Source organism: Chamaesiphon minutus PCC 6605 (assembly GCF_000317145.1).
GTDB lineage: Bacteria > Cyanobacteriota > Cyanobacteriia > Cyanobacteriales > Chamaesiphonaceae > Chamaesiphon > Chamaesiphon minutus.
The window spans coordinates 4,513,683-4,539,921 of sequence record NC_019697.1 but is presented as its reverse complement, the minus strand read 5'-3'; the positions used below and the strand labels follow the sequence as shown (position 1 = coordinate 4,539,921).

At 46.4% G+C, this 26,239-nt stretch carries 28 protein-coding genes and 1 tRNA gene; 16 read left to right on the top strand and 13 right to left on the bottom strand.

Annotated elements, in window-relative coordinates; translation table 11 throughout:
- Positions 1-45: 45 nt before the first annotated feature.
- Entirely contained in the window at positions 46-453 is a 408-nt protein-coding gene (locus tag CHA6605_RS20790) for a DUF1823 family protein (RefSeq protein ID WP_015161360.1), read from the bottom strand.
- Between the two features lie 76 nt (positions 454-529).
- Positions 530-1,492 carry a CHAD domain-containing protein gene (locus CHA6605_RS20785; protein WP_041549746.1) on the bottom strand — a complete coding sequence of 321 codons (963 nt, stop codon included), beginning with the start codon at positions 1,490-1,492 and terminating at the stop codon, positions 530-532.
- A gap of 331 nt (positions 1,493-1,823) precedes the next feature.
- On the opposite strand from CHA6605_RS20785, the gene CHA6605_RS34390 reads away from it, so the two are divergent.
- The gene (locus CHA6605_RS34390) at positions 1,824-2,045 is read left to right on the top strand and encodes a hypothetical protein (protein WP_157260053.1); all 222 of its coding nucleotides are present in this window, start codon (positions 1,824-1,826) and stop codon (positions 2,043-2,045) included.
- Positions 2,046-2,130: 85 nt separating this feature from the next.
- The gene (locus tag CHA6605_RS20780) at positions 2,131-2,694 is read left to right on the top strand and encodes an HNH endonuclease (RefSeq protein WP_015161358.1); all 564 of its coding nucleotides are present in this window, start codon (positions 2,131-2,133) and stop codon (positions 2,692-2,694) included.
- 134 nt (positions 2,695-2,828) lie between these two features.
- Here CHA6605_RS20780 and CHA6605_RS20775 read toward each other — a convergent pair whose 3' ends face one another.
- Positions 2,829-3,701, bottom strand: a complete 873-nt coding sequence (locus CHA6605_RS20775) for a hypothetical protein (protein WP_015161357.1) — start codon at positions 3,699-3,701, stop codon at positions 2,829-2,831.
- Between the two features lie 52 nt (positions 3,702-3,753).
- Here CHA6605_RS20775 and priA point away from each other — a divergent pair, with 52 nt between their 5' ends.
- The 6 genes from priA (at position 3,754) to CHA6605_RS20745 (ending at position 9,419) form a co-directional block, all read left to right on the top strand.
- Positions 3,754-6,315: a primosomal protein N' gene (gene priA, locus CHA6605_RS20770; RefSeq protein WP_015161356.1), complete on the top strand. Its 2,562-nt coding sequence runs from the start codon at positions 3,754-3,756 to the stop codon at positions 6,313-6,315.
- An 82-nt stretch (positions 6,316-6,397) separates the two neighbouring features.
- A complete protein-coding gene (locus CHA6605_RS36660) occupies positions 6,398-6,649 on the top strand; it encodes a DUF3285 domain-containing protein (protein ID WP_015161355.1) in 252 nt (83 codons plus the stop codon).
- 88 nt (positions 6,650-6,737) lie between these two features.
- Positions 6,738-7,211 carry an rRNA maturation RNase YbeY gene (gene ybeY, locus CHA6605_RS20760; protein WP_015161354.1) on the top strand — a complete coding sequence of 158 codons (474 nt, stop codon included), beginning with the start codon at positions 6,738-6,740 and terminating at the stop codon, positions 7,209-7,211.
- A 95-nt stretch (positions 7,212-7,306) separates the two neighbouring features.
- On the top strand, positions 7,307-7,798 hold the full coding sequence (locus tag CHA6605_RS20755) for a diacylglycerol kinase family protein (RefSeq protein ID WP_015161353.1): 492 nt from the start codon (positions 7,307-7,309) through the stop codon (positions 7,796-7,798).
- 251 nt (positions 7,799-8,049) lie between these two features.
- On the top strand, positions 8,050-8,664 hold the full coding sequence (locus CHA6605_RS20750; RefSeq protein WP_015161352.1) for an anthranilate synthase component II: 615 nt from the start codon (positions 8,050-8,052) through the stop codon (positions 8,662-8,664).
- Between the two features lie 71 nt (positions 8,665-8,735).
- A complete protein-coding gene (locus CHA6605_RS20745) occupies positions 8,736-9,419 on the top strand; it encodes a uracil-DNA glycosylase (protein ID WP_015161351.1) in 684 nt (227 codons plus the stop codon).
- A 47-nt stretch (positions 9,420-9,466) separates the two neighbouring features.
- On the opposite strand, the gene CHA6605_RS20740 is transcribed toward CHA6605_RS20745, so the two are convergent.
- Positions 9,467-10,111 carry a GNAT family N-acetyltransferase gene (locus CHA6605_RS20740; RefSeq protein WP_015161350.1) on the bottom strand — a complete coding sequence of 215 codons (645 nt, stop codon included), beginning with the start codon at positions 10,109-10,111 and terminating at the stop codon, positions 9,467-9,469.
- Positions 10,112-10,463: 352 nt separating this feature from the next.
- Between CHA6605_RS20740 and clpB the strand changes: the two genes are divergently transcribed.
- From clpB to pyrF, 3 genes are all read left to right on the top strand, one after another.
- Positions 10,464-13,085: an ATP-dependent chaperone ClpB gene (clpB, locus tag CHA6605_RS20735; RefSeq protein WP_015161349.1), complete on the top strand. Its 2,622-nt coding sequence runs from the start codon at positions 10,464-10,466 to the stop codon at positions 13,083-13,085.
- Positions 13,086-13,769: 684 nt separating this feature from the next.
- Complete coding sequence (locus CHA6605_RS20730; RefSeq protein WP_015161348.1) at positions 13,770-14,501, top strand: response regulator transcription factor; 732 nt, start codon at positions 13,770-13,772, stop codon at positions 14,499-14,501.
- Between the two features lie 161 nt (positions 14,502-14,662).
- Positions 14,663-15,406, top strand: a complete 744-nt coding sequence (pyrF, locus tag CHA6605_RS20725; protein WP_015161346.1) for an orotidine-5'-phosphate decarboxylase — start codon at positions 14,663-14,665, stop codon at positions 15,404-15,406.
- Positions 15,407-15,509: 103 nt separating this feature from the next.
- Here the strand turns inward: pyrF and CHA6605_RS20720 are convergent, their stop codons facing one another.
- The 3 genes from CHA6605_RS20720 to CHA6605_RS36295 all read right to left on the bottom strand — a co-directional run bounded on the left by CHA6605_RS20720 (position 15,510) and on the right by CHA6605_RS36295 (position 17,094).
- Entirely contained in the window at positions 15,510-15,833 is a 324-nt protein-coding gene (locus CHA6605_RS20720) for a hypothetical protein (protein WP_041548352.1), read from the bottom strand.
- 194 nt (positions 15,834-16,027) lie between these two features.
- Entirely contained in the window at positions 16,028-16,972 is a 945-nt protein-coding gene (locus tag CHA6605_RS20715; protein WP_015161344.1) for a hypothetical protein, read from the bottom strand.
- Entirely contained in the window at positions 16,969-17,094 is a 126-nt protein-coding gene (locus CHA6605_RS36295) for a hypothetical protein (RefSeq protein WP_269744515.1), read from the bottom strand. Before CHA6605_RS36295 ends, CHA6605_RS20715 begins: the two co-directional genes overlap by 4 nt.
- Before the next feature lie 155 nt (positions 17,095-17,249).
- On the opposite strand from CHA6605_RS36295, the gene CHA6605_RS20710 reads away from it, so the two are divergent.
- Entirely contained in the window at positions 17,250-18,518 is a 1,269-nt protein-coding gene (locus tag CHA6605_RS20710) for a M16 family metallopeptidase (RefSeq protein WP_015161343.1), read from the top strand.
- A 141-nt stretch (positions 18,519-18,659) separates the two neighbouring features.
- Here CHA6605_RS20710 and CHA6605_RS20705 read toward each other — a convergent pair whose 3' ends face one another.
- Together CHA6605_RS20705 and CHA6605_RS20700 are read right to left on the bottom strand one after the other, a co-directional pair.
- Positions 18,660-19,118 (bottom strand): hypothetical protein, encoded by a 459-nt coding sequence (locus tag CHA6605_RS20705; protein ID WP_015161342.1) that lies wholly within the window; start codon positions 19,116-19,118, stop codon positions 18,660-18,662.
- 11 nt (positions 19,119-19,129) lie between these two features.
- Positions 19,130-20,146, bottom strand: coding sequence for a hypothetical protein (locus CHA6605_RS20700; protein ID WP_015161341.1), 1,017 nt, complete (start codon positions 20,144-20,146; stop codon positions 19,130-19,132).
- 256 nt (positions 20,147-20,402) lie between these two features.
- Here CHA6605_RS20700 and CHA6605_RS20695 point away from each other — a divergent pair, with 256 nt between their 5' ends.
- Entirely contained in the window at positions 20,403-21,341 is a 939-nt protein-coding gene (locus CHA6605_RS20695; RefSeq protein ID WP_015161340.1) for a hypothetical protein, read from the top strand.
- A 69-nt stretch (positions 21,342-21,410) separates the two neighbouring features.
- On the opposite strand, the gene CHA6605_RS20690 is transcribed toward CHA6605_RS20695, so the two are convergent.
- The 3 genes from CHA6605_RS20690 to CHA6605_RS20680 form a co-directional block, all read right to left on the bottom strand.
- Positions 21,411-22,010, bottom strand: a complete 600-nt coding sequence (locus CHA6605_RS20690) for a YdcF family protein (RefSeq protein ID WP_015161339.1) — start codon at positions 22,008-22,010, stop codon at positions 21,411-21,413.
- 96 nt (positions 22,011-22,106) lie between these two features.
- Positions 22,107-22,180, bottom strand: a tRNA-Arg gene (locus tag CHA6605_RS20685).
- A 110-nt stretch (positions 22,181-22,290) separates the two neighbouring features.
- Positions 22,291-22,860 carry a DUF937 domain-containing protein gene (locus tag CHA6605_RS20680; RefSeq protein ID WP_015161338.1) on the bottom strand — a complete coding sequence of 190 codons (570 nt, stop codon included), beginning with the start codon at positions 22,858-22,860 and terminating at the stop codon, positions 22,291-22,293.
- A 182-nt stretch (positions 22,861-23,042) separates the two neighbouring features.
- On the opposite strand from CHA6605_RS20680, the gene CHA6605_RS20675 reads away from it, so the two are divergent.
- A complete protein-coding gene (locus tag CHA6605_RS20675) occupies positions 23,043-23,807 on the top strand; it encodes a CAP domain-containing protein (RefSeq protein ID WP_015161337.1) in 765 nt (254 codons plus the stop codon).
- A 154-nt stretch (positions 23,808-23,961) separates the two neighbouring features.
- Here the strand turns inward: CHA6605_RS20675 and CHA6605_RS20670 are convergent, their stop codons facing one another.
- A complete protein-coding gene (locus CHA6605_RS20670; RefSeq protein ID WP_015161336.1) occupies positions 23,962-24,738 on the bottom strand; it encodes a 7-carboxy-7-deazaguanine synthase QueE in 777 nt (258 codons plus the stop codon).
- A gap of 197 nt (positions 24,739-24,935) precedes the next feature.
- Between CHA6605_RS20670 and rpsL the strand changes: the two genes are divergently transcribed.
- Complete coding sequence (gene rpsL / locus CHA6605_RS20665) at positions 24,936-25,316, top strand: 30S ribosomal protein S12 (RefSeq protein WP_015161335.1); 381 nt, start codon at positions 24,936-24,938, stop codon at positions 25,314-25,316.
- Between the two features lie 431 nt (positions 25,317-25,747).
- A complete protein-coding gene (rpsG, locus tag CHA6605_RS20660; protein ID WP_015161334.1) occupies positions 25,748-26,218 on the top strand; it encodes a 30S ribosomal protein S7 in 471 nt (156 codons plus the stop codon).
- Positions 26,219-26,239: the final 21 nt, after the last annotated feature.

Sequence of the window (26,239 nt, the reverse complement as noted above, 5' to 3'; positions counted from 1 at the left end):
CTACCAATCTCTTACTTTCCATTTTTAACTAAGCAACCTAAGCTACTATACCCTCTGTGCCATAGACGCTAACAACCAACTAGCGGCTGTGGCTCTGCGCGTCTGGCGCGGGCCAAATTCACCAAATTTATAGCCCTTAAAGCCGAGCTGTTCTTTGAGCAGTTGCTTGTGCTCTGGTGGAATCGATCGAGTGAGTTTGACTGTTGCGGGACGACTGGCGATAAAATCTGGTGGTGTGGGATAGGTTTCACCCCATTCGGGAGCCACTCGACTCAGATCCCAGCTATTTTCCGCTCTATCGTACCGATAGCCTAAGTAATACCAAAGGAGCTGATTCACTTGCAAATCGCTTATCGACTCGTGAATAATCGTCCAGATCGTATCGGTGGTGAGGGGTGGTAGCTCAGTCCATTCCAGACTGGAGTAATCGATCGCCAGTTCGCCATTATCCATAGAAATTATCAAAATATCGCTGCGATCGAATTTCTATAATTTACCAAGTTTTTACTCGGCAATTATCGACATCGACTCACTTAATTATATCTTGAATCAGCAATAACTTGAAGTCTTGCTTAATTTCCGATTGCCGATATCGTTCCTGAATTGGCTGCCAATTTTGCCAGTTGAGATAATTGCTTCGCGCGAGCCGTTCGTAAAGAATTGGTAGTTTTATCGGCGATCGTTTACCCAAAACTTTGCGAATAAACTTGTCTAGCACTAAATTATCTTGAATATTTCCAAAGATTTGATGAATTTGTTTGAACTCTTTAAGATAATCGCGATATCGATCGGGATAGCGATCGGGAAACATTTCCATTAAATAACGTAGAGCTTTGACTTGCTTGCGGAGTCCGTGCATGGTTTCGCCATGAATCGTGAGTAACTGCGAAACTCCCGACTCTGGAGTAATTTCTGTTTCTGAATCTAAATCGATCCACCAACCCGGATTGAGAAATAGTTGTCCGGCGACAGTCAATAGTAGATCTGGTAAAATCGCGCTCAATTCAACTTGAGCATTAGACATATATTGAGGACTGTTGAGCCAATTATTCATGCCTAGTTTAAAATATTGATACTCGCGATCGTCGAGCATCAATTTAACTTTTGCAACTTCTTTGCGACGACGTTTGACAAGGGTTGCTGCAACTTTTTCTAAGTGCGTTTGCTCTGACTCTGGCAAGCTCGATCGATAATTTTCCAGCAGATCTTGCAATACATCTAAATCGCGAACTTTGCCCAATGTTCTCGCGATTTGGCCGATTTGCGCGATCCCCATGACTTTGGGGATATTTAAAATCGGTGCGAAGGCTTGAATCTGCGATCGCAAGCGGCGCAAGCTCACTCGCATCTGATGTACGCCTTCAAGATCCCGATCGGCGAGTACGTCGGCTTCTAAATTGATAATGGTAATGTACTGTTTTTGGATGGCTGGATAGATATAGTCAGCTAACGTAACTGGTGTGCCTACTTCCTGTTGGGGTGATAATGTCATTCGATCCACCATCGTCATTCCTAGAGTGTGAGGGGCAGCTAATCTACTTCAATCTTAGCCCAAGCATTATCTCATCATCATCTGGCTTGATTATGTGACATTTTTTACAGCGATGACCTGAGAACTAAGTTTCGTAATACTACATGGCTTGTTAAACAAATTAGGATCGATATCTACTAGACATCTCGACAAAATTTATTGTATTATTAAGAGTTAATTAGCTTTTATATCTTAGCTGCTTAAGCTACCAATTTCGTGTCCAGACAGATCGTTCGCCATTAGCAGCACGATTCGATCTCGATCGCCATCCACCTTAACCTACTCAACGTTCGTGCCTAACTTCTGTCCTAAATCTCTGCTCCGCAATTATTTTACCGCCCAACACAGCGGTGAGCGTAATTTGTGGCAAATAGATGTGGCGGAGCATGGCTCTAACGATCGGACAGCGAACATTGAAATTGCGGCTGACAAATCACTGCATCGATTACCATTCAAGCATTGCGGGAAACCAACTGGCATAACATCATTACCTAGATGTTGTTCGGTTGCATAAATAACAAGAACACAATCTACATCTTCTTGTAACCCCCGCTTGTCTGCCACAGACAACGGGGGTTGTTCGTAGGAGGCTCAATACTATGAAACCTGCCACCATGGGGATCTCAGACAGCAAGCAAGCCGATCTGCGATCCAAAATTCCTTCTGTATTAAATAATTCTGTAGTAGTATTTTCGACCAATTATTTACCTATGGCACGGATTAATATCCGCCGTGCAATTAGCCTACTCTTGAGTGGCAGAGCCGAACCTCTAGACTTGCAGGATACTAAGCTGGTGTGGGTATTGCACTCCCCATCGGTTGCGGTAGAAGTTCCGCACCACATTCGGCTCAAAACCACTACCGCCGAACGGTTATGGAAACTGCCGAGCGTGAGTCGGCGCGAGCTGCTTAGGCGGGACGGACATCGCTGTCAGTACTGTGGGAGTGCCAAACAACTGACGATCGATCACGTCATTCCACGTTCTAAAGGTGGTACCCACACCTGGGATAATGTGACGATCGCGTGTGAAACTTGCAACCACAAGAAGGGCGATAAATATCTGAATGAAACCTCGATGGTGCTCAGATCCAAACCCAAAGCACCGATGCATCCGACAGTTGCCTTTGCCGAACAATTTTGGCAAAGTCGCGAACCCAATTAAATGAACCCACATCTTACACCAGTCTAAAAATATTATTAATTAGTTTAGCTCCTTGGGTACCCACAAGGGGCACCCCTACAGATTAATGGTGTAAGGGTGCCCCTTGTGGGTACTCTCCGGTGTTAGATCGCAAATCAACTGCGTTTCTGGATAACTTGCGGTGCGGCTATTGCCAACGGATGAGCACTAGTCGGTTGAGAACTCAGTGCGAATAAATCGGCTGCACCAGTAGTATCCCGATAAACTCCCGCCCAAGCACCGAGCAAACTAGCAGCGGCGGCTTGCCAATGTTCGCGCTCTTGAGTCGCCATATAACCGTTAAGCGGAATTCCAATCGCACTATTGTGGGCACCAGAGAGGATTCCTGTCAAGGCGCAGGTGAATGGCGATCGACCGATCTGATAAGCGCGCCGAGTTGCTAAACTAAAGTCTTCAGGGGTCGAGATAAAGCAGTAAATCGCCAGAATTGTCGGTGTAATAATTGGGTGAGAGTTGGCAGCCAAGCGGCGGGCGACTTGATGTAAGCTACTAGAACGCTCTAAGAGTCGATCGATCGTGCCGAGTTCTTGGAATACCAGTGGATGCAGATTGATAGTTTCGTCTAAGAGTTGCGCGACGAGGGTCAGGGGGCGCAAAGACTCGGTGAGCGATCGAGATATAATATATCCGAGCGAGACTGCACTAGAGCAGGTTTCCCAATCGAGTTGCCAACTATGACTGACATTAATTAAAGTTTCTCGCAACTTGACGCGATCGTCATGGAAAAATAACATCAGGGGTAGCATCGCCAAAATTGCCTGTTCCGAGCTGGCAATATCTCCAACTAGCTGTTGCGCCCACTCTCGATCGTCAAATCCCCCCCCCTCGATTAAACTGCTAATGCCACGGAATAATACGGGAGTCGCATCGAGGAGCAATTGATTGGGAGCGATTTGTTGCGGATTGAGATAGATCGTATTCGCACCAATTAACGCACCTTGAAATCTAGTTAATAATAAATGTTGCATCGATCGATTTAGTGTACGGCTTACTCAAATCCTCAAATATACCCAAACATCAATGTACGACTCCGATTTATCCCTGGTAAGTAGCGTATCCGAACCGATTACTGGATATGCGCTTGGCACTAAGGCGTCTGGATTGGTAGAAGTATTAGTCGATTGTCCCGGCATTCAAGCTTTATATACATATAATGTACCCGAACAGTTTCAGTTGCAAATAGGGGATATTCTTAGCGTCCCTTTGGGCGGACAAGTAGTTGGGGGAATTGCCATTCGATTTGTCGATCGATTGCCAGATTCTTTAGCAATTTCTAAAATCAAAGATATCGAAGATGTGGTGGCATCTGGATTATTCAAACCCAATTATTGGCAGTGGTTGACACAAATTGCCGATTATTATTATACACCATTAATTCAAGTTATCAAAGTTGCCTTACCCCCCGGACTATTGGCCCGATCGCATCGGCGAATTAGAGCGATCGCCGATGTAAATGCAGAGATTTTTGTCGGCGATATTGCCAAAAAAATCCTCAAGTTATTACATGGCAAGTCAGAAAAAAACTATAGCTGGCAATATATCCAGCAACAGATACCCGGAGCCAGAAGGGGTTTGCGCGAATTACTCGATCGCCAGTTAGTCGAATCTTATTTAGAATCGGGACAAACCCAACAGCCTAAATTACAAAAAGCCGTCATTTTAACTGCTGACGGAGCGGCGGAAGATTTAACCGATCGTCAGCGCGAGATTATCGAGATTTTGAAACAACATGATGGTGAGTTATGGCAGTCAGAATTATTAAAACTAGGCGGTACCACTTCGGCAACGCTCAATAAGATTGCCGAGAAAGGATATATTGCGATCGTCAATAAAGAAAAACTGCGTTCCGAGCGAGAATTAGGCATATTCCAACAAGAACCAGCCAAACTTCTTACCAGCGATCAAGCTTTAGCATTAGCCACGATCGATAGTTTGACAGGATTCGCCCGAGTATTGCTCCATGGCGTCACGGGTTCGGGCAAAACCGAAGTTTATTTACAGGCGATCGAGCGCATCTTAGCACGAGAACAGTCTGTATTAGTCTTAGTTCCCGAAATCGGTTTGACACCCCAACTCACCGACAGATTTCGATCGAGATTCGGCGATCGAGTGTGCGTTTATCATAGCGCGCTTAGTGACGGCGAACGCTACGATACCTGGCGACAAATGTTCGATCGTACCCCTCAAATTATCATCGGCACTCGATCGGCAATTTTTGCACCATTACCCAATTTAGGACTAATTATCCTCGACGAAGAACACGATTCGAGCTTCAAACAAGACCAACCCGCCCCCACTTACCAAACCCGCGACATTGCCAACTGGCGCGCCCAACTAGAATCCTGCCCCCTCATCCTCGGCTCCGCCACCCCCTCCTTGGAAACCTGGGTAACCATCACCCAAAACTCCCCCTCTCCCCCCCTCTCCCTCTCCCCCCCTCTCCCTCTCCCCCCCTCTCCCAACTCCCAACCCCCAACTCCCAACTCCCACCACTACCTCCCCCTCCCCACCCGCGTCCACTCTCGCCCCCTCCCGCCCGTCCAAATCGTCGATATGCGGCAAGAGTTAAAAAATAACAATCGCAGCATCTTCAGCCGTCCGCTCGTCCAAGCATTGCAGCAGATGCAAGCCAACAAACAGCAGGGCATCTTATTCATCCATCGGCGCGGACATAGTACCTTCGTCTCCTGTCGGGCTTGCGGTTACGTGTGCGAGTGCCCCAACTGCGATGTTTCGCTTGCCTACCATCAGCCAGGGACATCAGCACAAGCCTTGTTGCGGTGCCATTATTGCAATCATTGCCAACCTCAGCCGCCAAGGTGTCCAGAATGCGACTCGCCCTATTTCAAGTATTTCGGTAGCGGTACCCAGAAAATTGTCGAAGAATTAAACCAACAATTTCCCAAACTTAAGTGCCTGCGATTCGATAGCGATACAACTAGTACCAAAGGATCCCATCGCCGGATCTTGACCGCATTCGTCCAGGGCGAGGCCGATTTACTAGTGGGTACCCAAATGCTCACCAAAGGATTAGACCTGCCACAGGTCACCCTCGTGGGAGTAGTAGCCGCCGATGGCTTATTGCATCTCTCGGACTATCGAGCCGCCGAGCGTACCTTTCAAACCCTCACTCAAGTCGCGGGACGCTGCGGGCGCGGCGATGAAGCCGGACGCGTCATCATTCAAACCTACAATCCCGAACATCCCGTCCTAGCTGCCGTCACCAAGCACGACTATCAAGCCTTTATCGCTGCCGAGCTACCAGAACGGCGGATGCTCGACTATCCACCTTATGGCAAGCTGATTTTACTGCGGTTTAGCAGTCTCGATGCCGATGCGGTCGAACGCACCGTCACGGAAATTGGCACCATCCTGATTGAGGCGTCCATTGCCGGACATTACGAAGTCTTGGGGCCTGCGCCAGCCACAGTGATGCGCGTCAATAATCGCTACCGCTGGCAAATTATGCTGAAATACTTGCCAGATGGGAGTGCGAGCCTCCCCGATTGGGAGGTACTTAGAAGCAAATGTTCTAACGTCGTCAAGATGACGATCGATGTCGATCCGCAGAACTTTTTATAAAGATTGTTACAAAACGCAAGAAAAGGATAGTATAAGATCGAATTAGATAAACTAAAAGCAAACCCACATCCCGATCGCCCTCATGACTGACACACCCATAGATAACAATCCTACTGAATCTACTGTGGTCGTCGAAACACCCTCAGATTCCAATCTTGCTACAGCTACGGCGACGCTTGAAGTCCCGCCGACACCAGAAGAACTCAAAACTAAATATGTTAAATATGCCATGCGCAATATGGTCAAAAAGCGTGGCAAATCTCTTCAGCATTTCGCACTTAGCACCATCGGCTTACTCGCATTGTTCGTGGGACTCGCATATCTGACTAGATAATAGCGACCGGATGTCTTACGGGTGCTCCAGGGGAGCATCGCGCCTAGATCGGGAAACCACTAACCCAGCACCACTATTTGCCGACTAGATGAATTTAGAATTAATCGTTCAAGACCTGTATCAGCCGAGTACGATCGACGAAACTACTTGGAGTGACTGGTTTCTAGACTGGTTGCAGACACCAGGATTAGATTTACCACCAGCAGACACTTATGAGTTAAGTTTGCGTCTAACTACCGATAGCGAGATCCAATCTCTCAACTCTCAATTTCGCGATCGAGATGAGCCGACTGACGTCTTATCTTTTGCGGCAATGGAGGTAGATTTTCCGCCACTGCCAGATGAAACAGCCGATGCAACCCTATATTTGGGTGACATTATCATTTCTGTCGATACTGCTGCTATGCAAGCTGCCGAACATGGGTATTCTTTAGAAAAGGAATTAGCTTGGCTGGCTAGTCATGGGCTACTACACTTGCTGGGATGGGATCACCCCGACGAAGCAAGTTTGTTGCTAATGTTGCATCAGCAAGAACAATTTCTATCATGCGTCGGCTTGTGATTCTCATTATCGAGTGTATAAATGAGAACTTTAAGCCATAAGTGTTAAGCCTCAAGCCAATAAATCATTATTTTTCCCGTGGGAGTTACCTATCGATGCAGATTAAACTGGACGAGTCCGCCAATACTACGATTCAATCAGATATGGCCAGCAAAATATCTACGTCTGCGCACCACCAGTTAGAACGAAGTAATCAAAATCGCGTCAAGGCTTGGCGTGTTGCCACCAGTATCGGGGTAAGTTTTAAATATGCGGCTGCTGGAGTAACTTATGCCTATAACACTCAACGCAATTTTCGCATTCACTGCGTGATGGGCACGTTAGCGATCGTCATCGGCGCGCTGTTACAGTTGAGTAGCGTAGAAATGGCGGTAATCTGTATTACTAGCGGCTTAGTTTTGACTCTAGAACTATTAAACACGGCGATCGAATCTGTTGTCGATCTAACTGTCGGCCAAACCTATCACGATTTAGCTAAAATTGCCAAAGATTGTGCTGCTGGTGCCGTGCTGATTTCGGCGTTTGCATCTGTATTGGTAGGCATGTGTCTAGTTATTCCCAAAGCAATCTTGTTATTCGTCCATTAAGCGGTTAAAAGGTATCCATTCGACGACCCTAACTCAATCGCCTCTGCGGTATTTGCGGCGATAATTTAAATCGACCCACTATTGACTATTCACTATCTACCAAATATTAGTAGATGCGTCCCGAAGCGTGCTCGTCCTCTCAACGACGATCGAGATGCAAGAATTTAAGTTTGGATCGCTTCTTTCGAGAACACATCAGTCCAAATGGCGATCTTTGCTTTACACTGAGTAAGGTTGGGATAGTGTAATGCATGATTTTAGTTATTGATAATTACGACAGTTTCACCTATAATCTCGTCCAATATTTGGGCGAATTAGGCCAGGAATTAACTATTGCTGAAGATATTCGCGTTTATCGCAACGATCGAATTACCATCGCTGAGATCGACAATCTCGCCCCCGATGGGATCTTGATCTCGCCAGGGCCAGGGCGTCCTGAAGATGCAGGTGTTTCCATGGCAATTATTAGCGAACTCGGCACCAAATATCCTATTTTAGGCGTGTGCCTGGGACATCAGAGCATCGGACAGGCTTTTGGTGGCGATACAATCCCCGCACCGATTTTGATGCACGGCAAAACTTCCGAAATTTACCATAACAATACAGGTGTTTTTGCAGGTTTAGACAATCCCTTCACCGCTACTCGATACCATAGTTTAGTAATCGATCGAGCCACCTGTCCAGACTGCCTGGAGATTAATGCCTGGGTTGAAGATGGCACCATTATGGGCGTGCGCCATCGGGATTATCCCCAGATTGAAGGGGTACAGTTTCATCCAGAAAGTATTTTGACTAGTTCTGGCAAGCAGTTACTCAAAAATTTCTTGACGTCAATTAAATCTAAATCTCTCAACGCAACTGTCTAAACGATACTGCCGATAACAGCGTAGCGGCGGCAATTTAAATTGCCGCCGCTGTATTTTAATGACTAATAAATATGACTATCTCATCGATTTCTAGTGATTGGCAACAAGTTTTGGCAACAGAGTTCGAGCAACCATATTTTCAAAAGTTACAAGATTTTCTAGCCACAGAAAGACAAACAGCAGAGATCTTTCCCGCTGAAGCAGATGTATTTGCAGCCTTTAACTTAACACCTTACGATCGAGTTAATGTTTTATTACTCGGACAAGATCCTTATCACGATACCAATCAGGCGCATGGTTTGTGTTTTTCGGTCAATCCAGGCATCAAAGTTCCACCGTCTCTGGTCAATATCTATAAGGAACTGCACGCCGATCTCGGTTGTGAGATTCCCAACCACGGCTACCTGGTAAACTGGGCACAGCAAGGCATCCTGATGTTAAATGCGGTGCTGACAGTTCGCGCACATACACCTAATTCTCACAAAGATAAAGGCTGGGAAAAGTTTACAGATGCCGTAATTAGTAAAGTCAATCAAAAAACCGCTCCAGTCATCTTTGTCTTATGGGGTGCCTACGCTCAAAAGAAACTAAAATTAATCGATACTAGCAGACATATCGTCATTCAATCTGCTCATCCTTCACCACTTTCGGCACGGAATGGCTTCTTTGGGAGTAAACCTTTTTCGGCGATTAATACAGCGTTGAATTCGATCGACAAACCGCAGATTAATTGGCAACTAGCCAAGACTATCTGAAAAACCCAAATCTATGCCAACTATTATCAGAAATCTAGTTTTCAATTTCAGAATTGATTTGTGTCGTACTTGTTCGTGGCGTCCTCAAACTCTTTGGGGGCAATAACAATTCTAAGTTTCTGAAAATATTCTGTTGGCATAAATTTTTCTAAAATCGGCAAGCATTCATCCAAATCGTTGTTTCTGATGCCGAAATTATCGCCTGAAAGTAATGAAAAACCAAAATCTGAGTAAAGCTTAATTGCCCGAAAACTAGATGGCTGTGTATGGAGATAAACAGGATAATCGTGTAGTGCGATTTCCTGCATGACGATCGACAGCAAAGCTCTACCAATACCTTGCCCTTCATACTCTTTCAAGACTTTAAACCATTGAATCGTACTAAACTCATCGTAGGCTTTCCAACTTAAGCAAGTGGCAATAGGTTTATCTTGTCGGTCGCAGACAAACAAGGTTTTAGCGAAAAAGAGTTGTTCTTTATCAGCATAAGTTGTGTTGAAATAATCAGACATGAATTGCTCATATTCTTTCGCCAGATCGAGATCGTCAAAGGGCATCATTTTCCAGATATTTAGTTCATCAGTTCTACAGTTTCTAATGGAGTAACTAGCGGGTAATTCGGTGAGGGCATTTTGATTCAATGCCGAGCACATCATAAAGATGTTTTTGTCAGGTATTTCTGCTTCTTTCATTTTTAGTAATACTTGCAAATAAAATTAATATTAATTTTCCCATCATCGAGTTAGTGACGATCTACAAATCACCCGATCGGAAATAGCAAGCTAGAGCGATGTAAATTGCTCTAGCTTGCCTCCTGCGCGCCAAACGGCAATCTGCGCGTCAATTTGGCTCAAGCCAAAGTCCAACAGACGAGAAATTACCGCTCGGTGTGGCGATACCGACAAAATTTCGGCAATAACCAGCAGCTATATCGTAAATACCGACCTTAGTAAGCCGATCGATCTGACTACAATGAGGATGTAGCAAAAACGAGCCATAATCCTCGACTGTGCTGCTTATATAAAATTTTATTCCAGTCGCATCATGCAACCTAATAACCCCCAACAATTTACGGAAAAGGCTTGGCAGGCGGTTACCAATACCCTAGATATTGCCAAAGCTTCGCATCACCAGCAGATGGAGTCGGAGCATTTGCTCAAAGCATTACTCGAACAAGATGGGTTAGCAACGAGCATCTTGAGCAAGGCTGGTGTGAATTTAAGTCAATTTCGGCAAAGCTTAGAGAGTTTTATTCAAAAACAGCCCCGGATATCGGGTGAAGTAACTTCGGTTTATCTCGGACGCAGCATCGATACATTACTCGATCGAGCAGAGAAATATCGTAAAGAGTATGGCGATGAATTTATTTCGATCGAGCATCTATTGCTAGCATATCCCCAGGACGATCGATTTGGCAAGCAATTTTTTGCCGATTTCAAACTCGAAGAAAGTAAGTTAAAAACGATCGTCTCCCAAATTCGAGGCAGTCAAAAAGTAATGGATCAAAATCCCGAAAACAAATACGAGTCTCTTTCTAAATACGGGCGAGATCTAACTGATTTTGCTCGTCGGGGTAAACTCGATCCGGTGATCGGACGCGATGATGAAATTCGGCGGACGATTCAGATCTTATCCCGCCGGACTAAAAATAATCCTGTCCTGATTGGCGAACCGGGTGTCGGGAAAACGGCAATTGCCGAAGGATTAGCCCAGCGAATTATTAGCGGCGACGTACCCCAATCGCTCAAAGATCGGCAGCTAATTTCGCTCGATATGGGTGCTTTAGTTGCTGGCGCAAAATATCGCGGTGAGTTTGAAGAAAGACTCAAAGCCGTGCTTAAAGAGGTCACAGAATCTCAAGGTCAAATCATCTTATTTATCGATGAGATCCATACTGTCGTTGGTGCGGGTGCCACTCAAGGCGCAATGGATGCAGGCAACTTGCTCAAGCCCATGATGGCGCGGGGCGAGCTGCGGTGTATCGGTGCGACTACGCTCGATGAATATCGCAAATATATCGAAAAAGATGCCGCTCTCGAACGTCGCTTTCAACAAGTATATGTCGATCAACCCAGCGTCGAAGATACGATCTCGATTCTGCGGGGTTTAAAAGAACGCTATGAAGTGCATCACGGGGTAAAAATCTCTGATAATGCCTTAGTAGCTGCGGCCACCTTATCTACCCGGTATATTAGCGACAGGTTTTTACCAGATAAAGCGATCGATTTAATGGACGAAGCCGCCGCCCGCCTGAAGATGGAAATTACATCTAAGCCTGAAGAATTAGATGAGATCGATCGCAAGGTACTCCAATTAGAAATGGAGCGGTTGTCAGTCAATAAAGATACGTCGAATACTGCTCGCGAACGTTTGCAAAAGATCGAAAAGGAACTGGGAGATCTCAAGGAAGAACAACGCGCCCTCACCGCCCAATGGCAGTCGGAAAAAGATGTGATTACCGACATCCAAACCATCAAAGAGGAAATCGATCGAGTCAATATCGAAATCCAACAAGCCGAACGCAATTACGATCTGGCGCAGGCTTCGGCACTTAAATTTGGTAAATCGATCGAACTCCAAGGTAAACTCGAAGCCGCCGAAGTCAAACTCTCCCAATCCCAAACTACCGGAAAATCTCTGCTCCGCGAAGAAGTCACCGAAGCCGATATCGCCGAGATCATCTCTAAATGGACGGGAATTCCGCTCACCAAACTCGTCGAAACCGAACGCGAAAAACTCCTCTACCTCGAAGACGAACTACACCGTCGCGTCATTGGCCAAGACGAAGCCGTCACTGCCGTCGCCGAAGCCATCCAGCGTTCCCGTGCGGGCTTATCCGACCCCAATCGCCCCACAGCTAGCTTTATCTTCCTCGGCCCCACAGGTGTTGGTAAAACCGAATTAGCCAAAACGCTAGCCAACTACCTCTTCGACGCTGAAGATGCCCTAATTCGGATTGATATGTCCGAATATATGGAAAAACATGCTGTTTCGCGCCTCATTGGTGCGCCTCCAGGCTACGTCGGCTATGAAGAAGGTGGACAACTCACTGAAAGTATTCGCCGTCGCCCCTACGCGGTAATTCTGTTCGACGAAATCGAGAAAGCACACCCCGATGTCTTCAACGTGCTGTTGCAGGTACTCGATGACGGACGGGTCACCGATTCCCAAGGTCGGACGGTAGACTTCAAGAATACGGTAATTATCATGACCAGTAATATTGGTTCGCAATATATTTTGGATCTAGCTGGCGATGATAAATATGATGAGATGAAAGCTCGCGTCTTAGAAGCTCTAAGCCATAATTTCCGTCCCGAATTTCTCAACCGGATCGACGATACAATTATCTTCCACAGTTTGCAAAAATCCGAACTGCGGAATATCGTCAAAATCCAAGTTGGCCGTCTCGAAAAACGGTTGGCCGATCGCAAGTTATCGCTAAAATTAGCAGAATCTGCGCTCGACTTCTTAGTAAATGTCGGTTACGACCCCGTATATGGCGCACGACCGCTCAAACGGACGATTCAAAAAGAGTTAGAAACAACCGTCGCCAAAGGCATTTTGCGGGGTGATTTTAAGGAAGGAGATACGATCTTTGTAGAGGTACAGAACGAACACTTAGCTTTCAGTCGGCTACCTGCAACTATTGCCGTCCAAGAAACTTAATTTTAATACTGACACAGTTCAGCTCGCCCGCTCGCTTACAGCCTCGGCTTCTCGAAGAAGTCGGGGCTGTAGCCTTTAGGCAGATTATCGCTATAGTCACATCAAATTTCACATGCAGAGAGTGCGGTTGATGTATGCTGAGGTAATTATCGATCGGTATTGTCCGATCGGTAGCCGGAGCGTCTCAGTAGCTTGCGAACCATCCACACTATCTTTTAGCGCAGATGTTGCCCCTACAAACGATCTCAGGCCGAGCTGTGCATAAGACTGTGTAATATTGTGCTATATCCTTAAAATGCGGGAATAATAGGTTTAGCAGCAACGCTCTGTACGAACATTTTGGCAGACGATTCGCAAGCTAGATCGTGGGCGATAAAACTTTTTCAGATATCTTTAGTAACTTTCCTGGTTGTATAGTTGTATGTATGTATATATAGCTAAGTAAGCATCGTAGCCTCTGGCTGCAAGTTAGCTCGACACCTCCAGGTCGAACCAACGACAGCAAGTGGTGTTAAATTGCAGGCTAACTACCGATAGACCATAAGTCTTCCCCTTATTTAAAATGATTAGCAAAGCTAATTAATTCTTTAATTGCCAAAGTAAACAGATTGTATTGCTAAATTAATTAATTTTTACTCATACCCCATTTCCCCAACAAATCGTTGTGACCCCAAGGATCCGAACGTGAAAAAAATCTTATTAGTAGACGACGATAAAACCCTCCAAACCGTACTGACTCGCTATCTCGAAAAGCGGGGTTATTCAGTACGGGTGGTGACCTCTGGCGTCCAGGGGTTAAAACTGTTCGCCCAAGATCCGCCAGATCTGGTCGTGTCAGATATCATGATGCCCGGAATGGATGGTTTGGAATTTTGTCGCCGTTTGCGAGCGACTAGACCCGGACAGTTAGTACCATTTATCTTTTTGACGGCCAAAAAAGATCTCGAAGATCGGATTCAAGGTCATTATATCGGTGCTGACGACTACATCACCAAACCGTTCGAGCCATTGGAATTGCTTGCCAAAATCGAAGCTCAACTCGAACGTTCGCGGCGGATTCACTCCGAGATGGTGCGCTTGATGCAAAAAGTGCCAGAAGATACTGAGTCCGAAACAGAATACGGCGAGAATGTTGCTGAGTCTGTCGCTCAAGTCAAACATCCCGAACCAGAAGAAGATCTACCATTGACTCCAGCAGAAGCACGGGTATTCTGGGAAGTAATTCAAGGTTTGACGAACAAACAAATCAGTCAAAGATTATTTATCAGTCCGCGCACCGTTCAAACTCACCTGAGTAATATTCTGACGAAGCTAAATCTGGAAAATAGATCGCAGTTGGTTAGATTTGCCTTCGAGCATGGTTATCGTCCGCCGCAAACCCAAGACGAACAAAGAGCGGCTGAGGCGCGAGGCTAGATCGAGGATTGCAGATTTCAACTTAACGAGATTTAGGGGAGGAGCGATGTATACATCGCTCCTCCCTTTGAATGTTGCGGCTCACTGCGAGAATCGAGCCAACTCGGGTACTTTTGCCGCTAAACTTGAAACAGATTACTGTAAAGTTGCCAGCCAAAATCATGTCAGACGATCGATCTTATCTGTCTCAAAAAAATATCGACCCTAAAGAAAGAACGATCTTTGCGCTCGATGTCGATAGTAGCGATCGAGCCAAACAGATTGTCGAACAATTAGGCGACGCGATCGTTTTTTACAAGCTAGGTCTGGAGATGTTTTTGGGCGGACAATACTTTGAAACGATCGATTGGTTGCTCGCCCGCAATAAAAAAATCTTTGTCGATCTCAAGTTTTTTGATGTGCCGCAAACCGTTGGCGCGGCAGTCAAACAGCTCACCAATCGCGGTATTAGTTTTGTCACCGTTCACGGTAACGATGAAATTTTAAAAGCAGCAGTCCGCGAGAAGCAAGATCTTAAAATTCTCGCAGTTACCGTCCTGACAAGTCTCGATCGCGGCGACCTCAATGACTTGGGATTCGATTGCGATCCTGACGCCCTAGTGCTGTCTAGAGCCAAACGCGCCTTGGCGATCGGGTGCGATGGGGTGATTTCATCTGGACGTGAAGCCAAAGCCCTCAGAGCCAATTTAGACGCCAATTTTCTCGTCGTCACTCCTGGCATTCGACCAGTAGATAATACCGCCGAACCACGCGACGACCAAAAGCGCACCGTCGATGTCAAAACAGCATTTATGAATGGAGCCGATTATATCGTAGTGGGCAGACCGATTAAGTCGGCTCCCGACCCGTATCGAGCTGCTTGCGAAATTCAGAACGCGATCGCCGAAATCTTTGCAGGTCGATAAAAAATAGGGTAAGGGGTAAAGAAGAGATTGTGGGTATGTTCCTTTCCCCTTTATCCTTTCCCATTCCCATCACCATTAATCGAACTTGGTGCAAGATGTGGGATTACCAGATTGCGTTAGAACGAATCATCGAACGAACTTTGGCCTTCGAGTCGGCATCTGTTCCTGAAGCATTGCTTGCGTTAGTACCCGTAGTATTGCTAGCATTAGTACCTGTAGTATTGCTGGCATTAGTGCCTGTGCTATTGCTGGTGTTAGTACCTGTGGTATTGCTAACATTAGTACCACTGACATTGCTGACATTCGTACCGCTGCTATTGCTGCCATTGTTACCCCCAGCCATAGCGGGTAGCATCGAGCCACATGAGATCGCCCCAGCGATCGCAACGCCTAGAGTTAACTGTTGAAGTTTAGAGTTTATTAACATGGGATCTAAAAGTTAAAAATGACACTTGATGTTATGGACAATTTAGTTAAAGTCAACCTCGATCGGTTCGTCCCGATTTCACGCAAATCGCTCGGATGAAGCCAACCCCTAACAAATATTCGATTTTTAGTTACCCAATGCTACCCTTAGAAGCTTTTTAAAAAAGTATAAAATATTATACCTATCTTTGCTTCCTAGAAATTAAAAAATAGACTCGAACCAACGACGAATCTGGCTCCATCTCCAGCACCAGCCAGATCGCGAATTGCGGGAGTAATTACTAACGGGAAATTTTCAAAAGGCGCGATTGACAAACCAGCAGCTAAGTCTTGCCCCGTCCACTCCAAAATCGCACTTACGGGTCTGGCAACTCTCACGCCAACCGAACCAAAAGCATTCAACCCGCTATTAGAAGTACCAGGACTGAGCGTTCGATCGAACCGCAAGAACACGCCACTACCGACGCCGCCTGTCACAGCAACACGACTGAAGAAATCGTCTGCATTAGCGCGAGTGCGAAAAATTTTGGTACCAGCGGCATAGTATGAATTAGACGGATAATCGGTACCTAGATTGGGGCCACCTTTGAATCGCACTTGGAGGAACTGGTTCCAACCAACAGCCACGGAGGTATCTTCGCTCAATCGCTTGTGCAGTTTGATGTTGAATGCACCGCTCCCAAAGCCAGCACTAGAACCAAAACTATTGATACTGTAGGACAACTCTGCACCCAGCGATCTATAGGCATCTCCTAAGCCGATCCCAAAGCCAGCTTCACCATCAGCTATTTGGGTGAATCGGGTGCGCTGTTGATAGCTTACAGAAAAGAAGACTGTATTATTGTCCGCTCCAAAACCAACAGGATTAAAAATTGAAAACCCTGGAGAGGTTGGAAGTTTGTAGTCATCATTGACGATTGGTTCGGGTGGACTCGGCGGTGTGCTAAGACTCTCAGTAGACGGCATCCCTTGTGCCAGCGAATTGGTAGGTACATTCTCTACCGACGCGGCAGTGCGATCGGCACTCAAGTCAAACGTAGTCGGTAAATATGGAGATTCGCTAATGGGGGTGGCTTGAGCTGCCGTCGTCCATACCAAAGACTGGATCGAACAGCACGTAAACCACAGTAATCTTTTCATTGATATATTTTTCCAGAACGATCGTGAATAATTAAGAACAACTTTGGTATTTTGGGAGCTAGATCGGGCACTTTATAAAATCTCGGCATCGATCGAATTGCCAAGAGTTTAGCTCCAGTCATCTCAAGTATATTAGTATACTAACATTGGCGATACATATACTTACTTCAGCCATTGTACTTGTTGTCGTTTTTCTGGCAGTATCGGCACGCAGTGGCGGATATAGTGTAGTTTGGTAAGTAAGATGTGCATTTAGTGTCTCGTATTATCCTTCCCAATGATTAATCCCCCAATTCATCGGAGCCAGTTAGCAAATGGTATTACAGTTCTGACGATCGCCAACCCCACAGCAGATATTGTTTCTGGGCGGTTTTTCGTCCCGGCAGGGAGTCGCTGGGAAAGAGCCGAGCGGGCTGGCATCGCGCAGCTACTGACCTCCGTCATGACCAAGGGAACGCAAAGATTATCGGCTCTAGAAATCGCCGATCGAGTCGAATCAGTTGGGGCGGGATTGGGTGCGGAGACGACGACAGATTACATCAAAATCAGTCTCAAGACAGTTAAATTCGATCTCATCAGCATCTTTAAATTAGCGGGCGAAATTCTCACAAAGCCCAGTTTTCCTGAAGATCAAATCGCCCTCGAGCGAAAGCTAATTCTTCAAGCCATTCGATCGCAGACAGAACAACCGTTTAATAATGCTTATCGTCAGTTACGGACGTCGTTGTATGGCGCACATCCTTACTCGCGATCCAGCCTGGGCACTGCGGCGACACTCGCACAAATTACCCGCCAAGACTTAGTCGAGTATCATCAGAAGCATATTCGTCCCGATCGACTAATTATCAGTCTTGCTGGACGAATTACGCCAGACGAAGCGATTGCTCTAGCGACCGAAGTATTTGGCGATTGGAAAATCCCCGAATACGAGCCACCAACGTTGCTAGCTCCCGATGTCATCACCCAACCACAGTGGCAAGTTGAATATCAAGCCACTCAACAAGCGATCGTCATGTTGGGCTACCTTGCGCCCCCAATCCACGATCCCGACAGTATCGCGCTCAAATTAATCGACAGCTACTTAAGCAATGGCATGTCCAGTCGTTTATTCGTAGAATTACGCGAAAAACGCGGACTAGCCTATGATGTCTCGGCATTTTACCCGACCAGACTAGACACTTCACACTTCTGTGCGTATATGGGCACCGCACCGAGCAATATCCGCGTTGCCATAAGCGGCTTGCGTGCCGAAGTCGATCGCTTGTGTCTAGAATTACTCTCTGCTACAGAACTTCAAACTGCCAAAGATAAACTGCTCGGCCAATATGCCCTCGGCAAACAAACTAACGGCCAATTAGCTCAAACCTATGGCTGGTACGAACTATTGGGATTGAACATCGATTTCGACAGCCAATTCGATCGAGCGATCCAAAAACTTACCTCGGCACAACTACAAACAGTAGCCAATAAATATCTCAGCGAACCCCACATTTCGATCGTCAGTCCCCAGCAAGAAGGCATGATGGCAATGGCGGCAAGTATTTAATACTATCGATCGCGTGACTTAATTTCTATTACGCACGCTCGATCTCGGCTTCACCGATGCAACCACGGTCGATGTTGATTGACGCTGTACATTCGATCGTTCCTTAGCTACTCAGCCTTCAGAAATTGCAACGCCAAAAAACTAGCTACCGCAATCACCTTCAACAGCAATAACTTGTTGTCGCTCGCCGATATTGAGCTTGATTTTGGCATTGTAGCTAGTAGCCTCACATTCTTGACTTCCTACCGGACAAACTCTAGTAGCCACTCGATCGATCCGCACGTTAATTTTGTCAGATTTATAAATAGCAGTCGATCGATCGCCTTTTTTGATTCTATTTAGGGATGGAGTTTCACTGACTAATGGGATGCGGCGGTCTTTACCATCGATATTCATCAGTGCCGAGTTTTCAAATGCCGACCAAAATACAATCTCCTTTTGTTTACCTTTCCGATACAGAATACATCCAGAACCCTGTGCTTCTTTTTTATTTTGAATATTGCCGATTCCACCAGCTACTGGCTGTTTTGCCGATGCTAATGATATAGAGAAAGAGCAGCCTAAAATTCCGAGAATCAGACAAGATCGATAGTAGTTCATCTGTAAAAATATTAAGCTTTAGGTGGGAAACACTCAGCGATATTCAATGCTAGAAATCGATCGAGTGGTAGATACATCCAGTATACGGACAACTGTCGGTCGCGGCTCATATTCTGAAAGCCTAATGCCGACGCCTGATATTCATACATCGGATGAATAATCATTGTATAGATATCACACAAATTAGGGAAATCTACCTGCATTTGAAATAAAGTTTTTTGGGTGTCTTCTAAAAACAAGACGCGGTATCGATCGAGATATTCCCGATCGATCGCCCAACTCCGCACGAAAACCGAGACACAACCGAGATCTCCAGTCTGCGCCATCATAAATGGATCGGTATCGCCAATTGCGCTTAAATGGAGACTCTTACTCGGCGCAGTAAAAAAGTTCGCTACGGAGGCAGCGGCGGTCGGATATAAGATATAAAAGCCGATCGGATTGAGATTATCTTGTCGGCGTAATACTCGCATTCCGCGATCGTATTGATGCGCCCATTGACGGAGAATATTGACAATCCGATGCGGTGTTGCTTCAGTATTATGATTCATCCAATTATAATTAGCAGCCAGCAAATTGGCGATCGGAATTGCATCACAACGCGGATCGAATCGATCGATCTTTATTGCTACTTGTGAAGCGATTTCTGGTTCTAAATCCTTTGCAGTAACAACGATCTCAATCCGACTGATATTGCCATCAAATTGCTTGCGAATCAAGCCCAATGCCGCTAATTTATCCAACATCATCCCCGCCGATCGATCGCTCCCTCGCTCGCGATCGCTATAAAATAATTCGGCTGCTTCACGATGACTGCAACTCACGGGTCGATCGAGCAAAGTCAGCTCTACTAATGGTGGTTTTATCTGCGGATTTTGCTCTTTACGCTCTTTCACCAATAAATAAATCCACAACCTCAAAAAACACTCCCCCCGCGCGCGAGTTAAGCCCAATCGCTCGACCAGACGATCGAGGATTTGATGCTGTCGATCGCGATCCAACCACAATTCTAATTCTTTCGGTTCCATGAAATAGCAATTATTTATTCGATCTAATTTGGCTCAAACTTATACGCTGGGCATTACCCACCATATAAAACTACTTCAAGCCGGATAGAGCTAGTCCGAGAAAATCCCCTCCCAGAAGGGGTGCTCGTAGGGCGGGGTAGGTCAGCTTCATCTTACTTCACCCTGGTTCACCTCGATTCCGGATACTCATTGCACCCTCACAAATCGGTCGGTGAAGATGTATTCAACAACCGATAAACACCAGGAAAACCAACTCATGAAATTCATCCCCACCCGCCGTCACATCGCCACCGACTTAGCTGGAGCTTGCCCCGAAAACCCTAACTACCTCCAAATCCGCGCTCGGATGAACCGACTAGTCGATCGTTACCTTACCATCGATATCCTCAGCCAACACCTCATCGATTTACCTACGCAATTTTCCCAACCCCACGTTAGAAAATGGGAACCCATCGATTGGAAATCGGTGTCTCGCGAGCAGATCGTCGGTGTCGATCCAGATTTATTTATCATGCTCGTAGCGGGTGCTACCGAAATCGAAACGCCGATCCGCGAATATTCTCAAGAAACTTGGAATTACATGCGATCGATTCACCCCGGTATGGCTTACTTTATCGGCGGTACCCAAAATCCCGACGGTTCGATCGCCACACTAGGAGCTTGGGAAAAAGAAGAACGCCAACATGCCCCCACCTTTAAGAAAATCTACCAACAATTAACAGGCGAAAAACTGCAACCCAAACCTAATAGCGTCAATGACTACCAATCGTCTAATTCGGCATTGACGGCTGTGAACAAGCACACCCTCAGCCGGATTTCCACCGAATGGGGAGCCGTATCGATCTATTTATGGTTGATGGCACATTCTACAGGCGCATTACAACAAGCGATCGCGCAACCATTCCAAGATGAAGTCAATCACCTAGCCAAATTCTGGGGATTCAGTCGGTGGGCTTTTGCTGGATCTTATTACGAACAAGTCAAGGGTTCTGCCAAAAGCCTGCTAACTTTAGCCAAACACCATCGCGGCGAACGAACTGAGGGCAATAATTTAGTCAGTAAAGCGACAACAGTAGATGCGATCGAATTAGCCTTTGTGTTCTCGCGAGTGATGGTGCGCGTGCGGACTTGGAATCGCGAACTCAGCCATACTTTACTCACCCATTTATTCGGTCAAAGTCCTGTTGCAGCTTAGGTTTGAGCGGGAAGCGGGGCATTAGGAGTAACATCCCCTAGTCCCTCAGTCGCTCCCTCTCCGCCTTTTCTACTCCTTACCGCCACTAAAGCCAGTAGTCAGCCAGATCACAGATCGAAAGCTATCGCGAACGGTCTTCTGGATTGGTTCTGAAGGTCTACCACTGGTAAAAGTTACGGGTTTAACCTTGATTCCTCGGCTGCCAAAAACGATCTCGCCAATGGCACGCGCGCGCTGCATATGGTCGTCAGAAGTAACCAGATACACACTGGTAATGCCTCTAGATTCAAATCGATCGACTAGAGTTGTAAAATTGGTCACCGTATCGATCGCGCGATAATCGAGATGCAAATTATCGGTCGAGACGCCTGCCTTTTTAAAAACTTTTTTGGCATAGCTTTGAGGTGCGCCGCCAGAAATCCACACTGGCAAATTCGGATGTTGATGGGCAAATTTTGCGGCAAATAGCTCGCGTTCTTCTTCACCACCCAAGACAAAAATTGCTTGAGGTTGAATCCAATTATTCTCTAACTCTCGATAGCCAATCCAGGCGATCGGCAATAATAATGGTGAAATTGGTAAGATAAACTTCCACAATCGCCAGCGACGGCGATTTTGTTTGCGGACGGTAGATGGACGGGATCGGGGGAGGGTTTGATGATGCGCCATGCTGCAATGAGCTTGGAGAGGATAAATTTAATAACTAGATCGAGCCTAGCAAATGTTAGGCTCAAGTTACCATAATTTCTCGAAGCAAACAACGCACGGGACTGGCGGGAATCGAACCCACGGCCTATCGCTTAGGAGGCGATCGCTCTATCCTACTGAGCTACAGCCCCAAACAGCAGTTAATTGTATCAGATTAATGACTGGTGACTAATTAATCTAGAAATATGAAGTTACCTAAACACTTCTAGCAGTCATGTCTTAACTAGCCACCATTCGTTTACTAAAACATCTTACTGATAATATTCCCGATATCTTCGGCAATATTACCATCGCCGTCGGCATCGATCGCCTTAGCTGCCATGCCTAGCAGGTCGTTATTACCCGTGAAAGATCCTAAAATCTGGGCAATGCCATCGCGATCCAAACCACCCTGTTCTTGGCTGGATTTGCTCAATGCACCCATCACCAACGGCGCGAGCATCCCGATTAATTGAGTAGCAGCACCGCTATCCATACCAGTCCGTTGTCCGATCGTTTCTGCCATCGCATTTTGAGTGCCACCACCCAAAACTTGACCGAGCAAGGAGCTACCCATATTGGCGGCACCTTCGTTACCGACATACTCCATCACATTATCCAAAATCGAGCCGTCATTCTCTTGAGTGGCCTGATGGATCGCATCCGCGCCGTCTGAGGTAGCTGCTTGGTTGCCCATGACCGATAGCAGCATCGGCACCGCCATGGAGACCGCCGATTGAGTAGTACCCTGGTCGGCACCAATGCGTTGACTGATTTGTTCCATGACGGGGCCGCCGAGTTGATTCGCCAGCATTCCAATTAATTGATTCATAAAAATTCACTCGCTGTTAGCTTATTAAGCATCGATCGAGCCGACACGATTATCTGCACCGATCGGCGATCGCATTGTACACAAATCCTCCAACTATCTCTAGAGAACCACAGGCTTTATTTAATTTTGTGGCATAAATATGGTATCTATTGCATATCGATCGCGATTAGATAGAATTAACCGTGAACAAAGTCTGGATTTTTATTGCCACAACAACGTCAATATTTTTAGTACCAACAGACAGCCGATTCCTACTCACAGCAATCGATCGAATTAAGCTTGCTCTACCATCGGCATTAGAGTGGAACTTAGATCGATCTTCCGTGCCAACCCCAACCGCCACCGCGACTAGGACGATCTCGATCGCGCTAAATCCGCGCAGTTCGATCCGTTTATCGAAAGTCGAGCAAGGCATTATTACCGAAATGAATCGCGCTAGAAGCAATCCTCCCGCCTATCAAAAGGTGCTCGTTAGTTGGCGACAAAAATTCAGTGGCAAAAGAGCAAAATTGCGCGATCGACTCTTTCTCCAAACTCAAGAAGGAACGCCCGCGATCGACGAAGCAAACCGCTTCCTCCACAAAACTCGTCCAGTACCCACCTTAAAGCTCTCGCGCGGATTGACCCTCGCCGCACGGGATCTCGTCCGCGACCAAGGTAAGCGCGGCTCGATCGGGCATCAAGGCAGTGACGGGAGCACTCCTGCTCAACGCGTCGAACGCTATGGCACTTGGCAGACGATCGTTGGCGAAAACATCGCCTATGGGCCAGATACCGCTCAAGCTGTCGTCCGCGATCTCATTGTTGATGATGGGGTACCCGATCGCGGTCATCGCACCAATATCTTTCAACCCCAGTTTCGCCTCACTGGTGTGGCATGTGGTTATCACCGCAAATATCGAATCATGTGTGATATCAAATATGCTGGCGGTTTTCGCGATCGCTAATCTCAATTTTGGATTTTGAATTACTACAATGTTGACACCGATCGCTGTTTAGGTTGTAGAAAATAGTTAAAAAAAGTACGGTAGGCAGTGCCTAGCATCTAGGTTTCATCAAAGATCGAGATTAGCGATCTACGTCCCAATAAGTTGATAATAACTACAATTGCCCAATCATTTTATGCGTTTGGGGAATTACCCGAATGTGCGGTAAATACTCCTTCATTAAAGCTTGCCAAGCTAGCACTTGCTCTGGATTCGGAGCTGTTAGAGTGGGATTTGTATGTGGTTGGGCTAGAGCCGTCATCGGTTGTAAAAAGATGACAATTTGGCTGTTTACCTCCGCAACCAGTCGCGCTGCTTGTCTTAGCTCTTCAGGATTGGTGGTTTGAGAAATGATGATTTTAACAAATATATCTACACCTGCATCTCGACTCGATCGCAAAAATTCTGCATGTTTTTCCCAGTGAGTTTCACCGCTAACGCTGGGTAACTTAATATCCATCCCCACCAGATCCAAGTAAGGTAACACCTGCACGAGCTGGCTGGGGCGATGCCCCCCTGTTTCGAGATAGATCGGTAGATGGGTCAATTCCTTAACTCGTGGCAAAAATTGCGCCAGGAATAGTGAGTGCAATAGCGGTTCGCCGCCAGTAATACTGATGCTATCGTGAAGGTGCGGTTGATTTTGTCGCTCGACCCACTCTAATAATTGTGACATCTCGATCGGGTTATCATAAGTGACAAAATCCCGCTTTCCAGGTGTCTGCTCGATCTGGCAAGTCGGTTGCTTTTGCCAAGTATGTTGGCTATCACAGTAATGACACCGCAAATCGCAGCCCCCAAACCGAACAAAGATCTGGCGCGTCCCGACATTAATGCCCTCACCTTGAATCGCCGAGAAAATTTCAATTAAGTTAGCAGTGAGTGCAGTCATAGGAGCGAAGATGAGGGATAACCGATGAATTAACTATTCTAGATCGGGTTCGATTTGATGACATTATTCAATAAAGTTGGGTGGGGCTTTGCGATGGCTCTAGCTAGTTTTTGATTGACACGCACAAACATATCGTCATAGAATGGTAATTTGTCAACAGTTGGAACCGCTAGGTGACTGTCAAAATTTTCTAAACCATGCCAACCATCCAACAGCTCATTCGCAAAGCTCGCGAAGACTACAAAGTCAAAACCAAGTCACCCGCGCTCAAGGAATGTCCTCAGCGTCGCGGCGTCTGTACTCGTGTCTACACCACTACCCCCAAAAAACCTAACTCGGCTCTACGTAAAGTAGCGCGGGTGCGGCTCACTTCTGGGTTTGAAGTTACTGCCTACATTCCTGGAATCGGTCACAACCTCCAAGAACACTCGGTGGTCATGATTCGTGGCGGTCGGGTCAAAGACTTACCTGGAGTCAGATATCACATTATTCGCGGTACGTTGGATACTGCTGGGGTCAAGGATCGCAAGCAAGGTCGTTCCAAGTATGGAACCAAACGGCCTAAAGCTGCCAAGTAAACTTCAGATCTCCCTCGCTATTACTCTCTTATTTATAAAGAGTGCGTCAGATATATTTGTAAGCTTACATAAAAATTCAAACCCAGTCTTGGATGTAGGCTCCCATGCTGAGGGTGTCTACCTATCCTCGTGTTAGGTGTCTGTTAAGGGCATCGACACGATTGGGCAAAGCCCACGCTGTGCCTAACGGCAGGCTACGCCAACGCGAACGAATTGCTGAATTAGAGATAGATTTGTAGTTTCCGGTTTCGTTGCAAGCGATCGATGTAAATCCGTGTGGTTTTCCCGATCGTCACTGAAGAAGATTCCTATATCAATCCTCCGATCGAGCAAAGTAAGTAAGTGGCCGACGGCGATCGCACCAGCGATCTCAATGCCAAGGCTGTACCAACACCAGTACCCAAACAAATCACCAATTCAATCTTCGCTCTATGTCACGTCGAACCAAAGTCGTCAAACGCCAAGTTCCCCCAGATGCTGTCTATAATAGTCGGCTGGTGAACATGATGGTGCGCCGCATTATGTATAGCGGTAAAAAATCAGTAGCTTATCGGATTATTTACGATGCGATGAAAACTATTGAAGAGCGCACGGGTAACGACCCGCTCGAAACCTTTGAAAAAGCAGTTAAAAATGCAACTCCCCTCGTGGAAGTCAAAGGTCGCCGAGTCGGTGGTGCTACCTATCAAGTACCGATGGAAGTTAAAGCCGAGCGCGGTACTGCTCTAGCAATGCGCTGGCTGATCAACTACTCTCGTTCTCGTGCTGGCAAATCGATGGCAGCAAAACTAGCTAACGAGCTAATGGATGCAGCCAACGAGACAGGTAGTGCGATTCGCAAGCGTGAAGAAACTCACCGGATGGCTGAAGCTAACAAAGCTTTCGCTCACTACCGTTACTAGAGTTCTCAGCACTCTTTTATT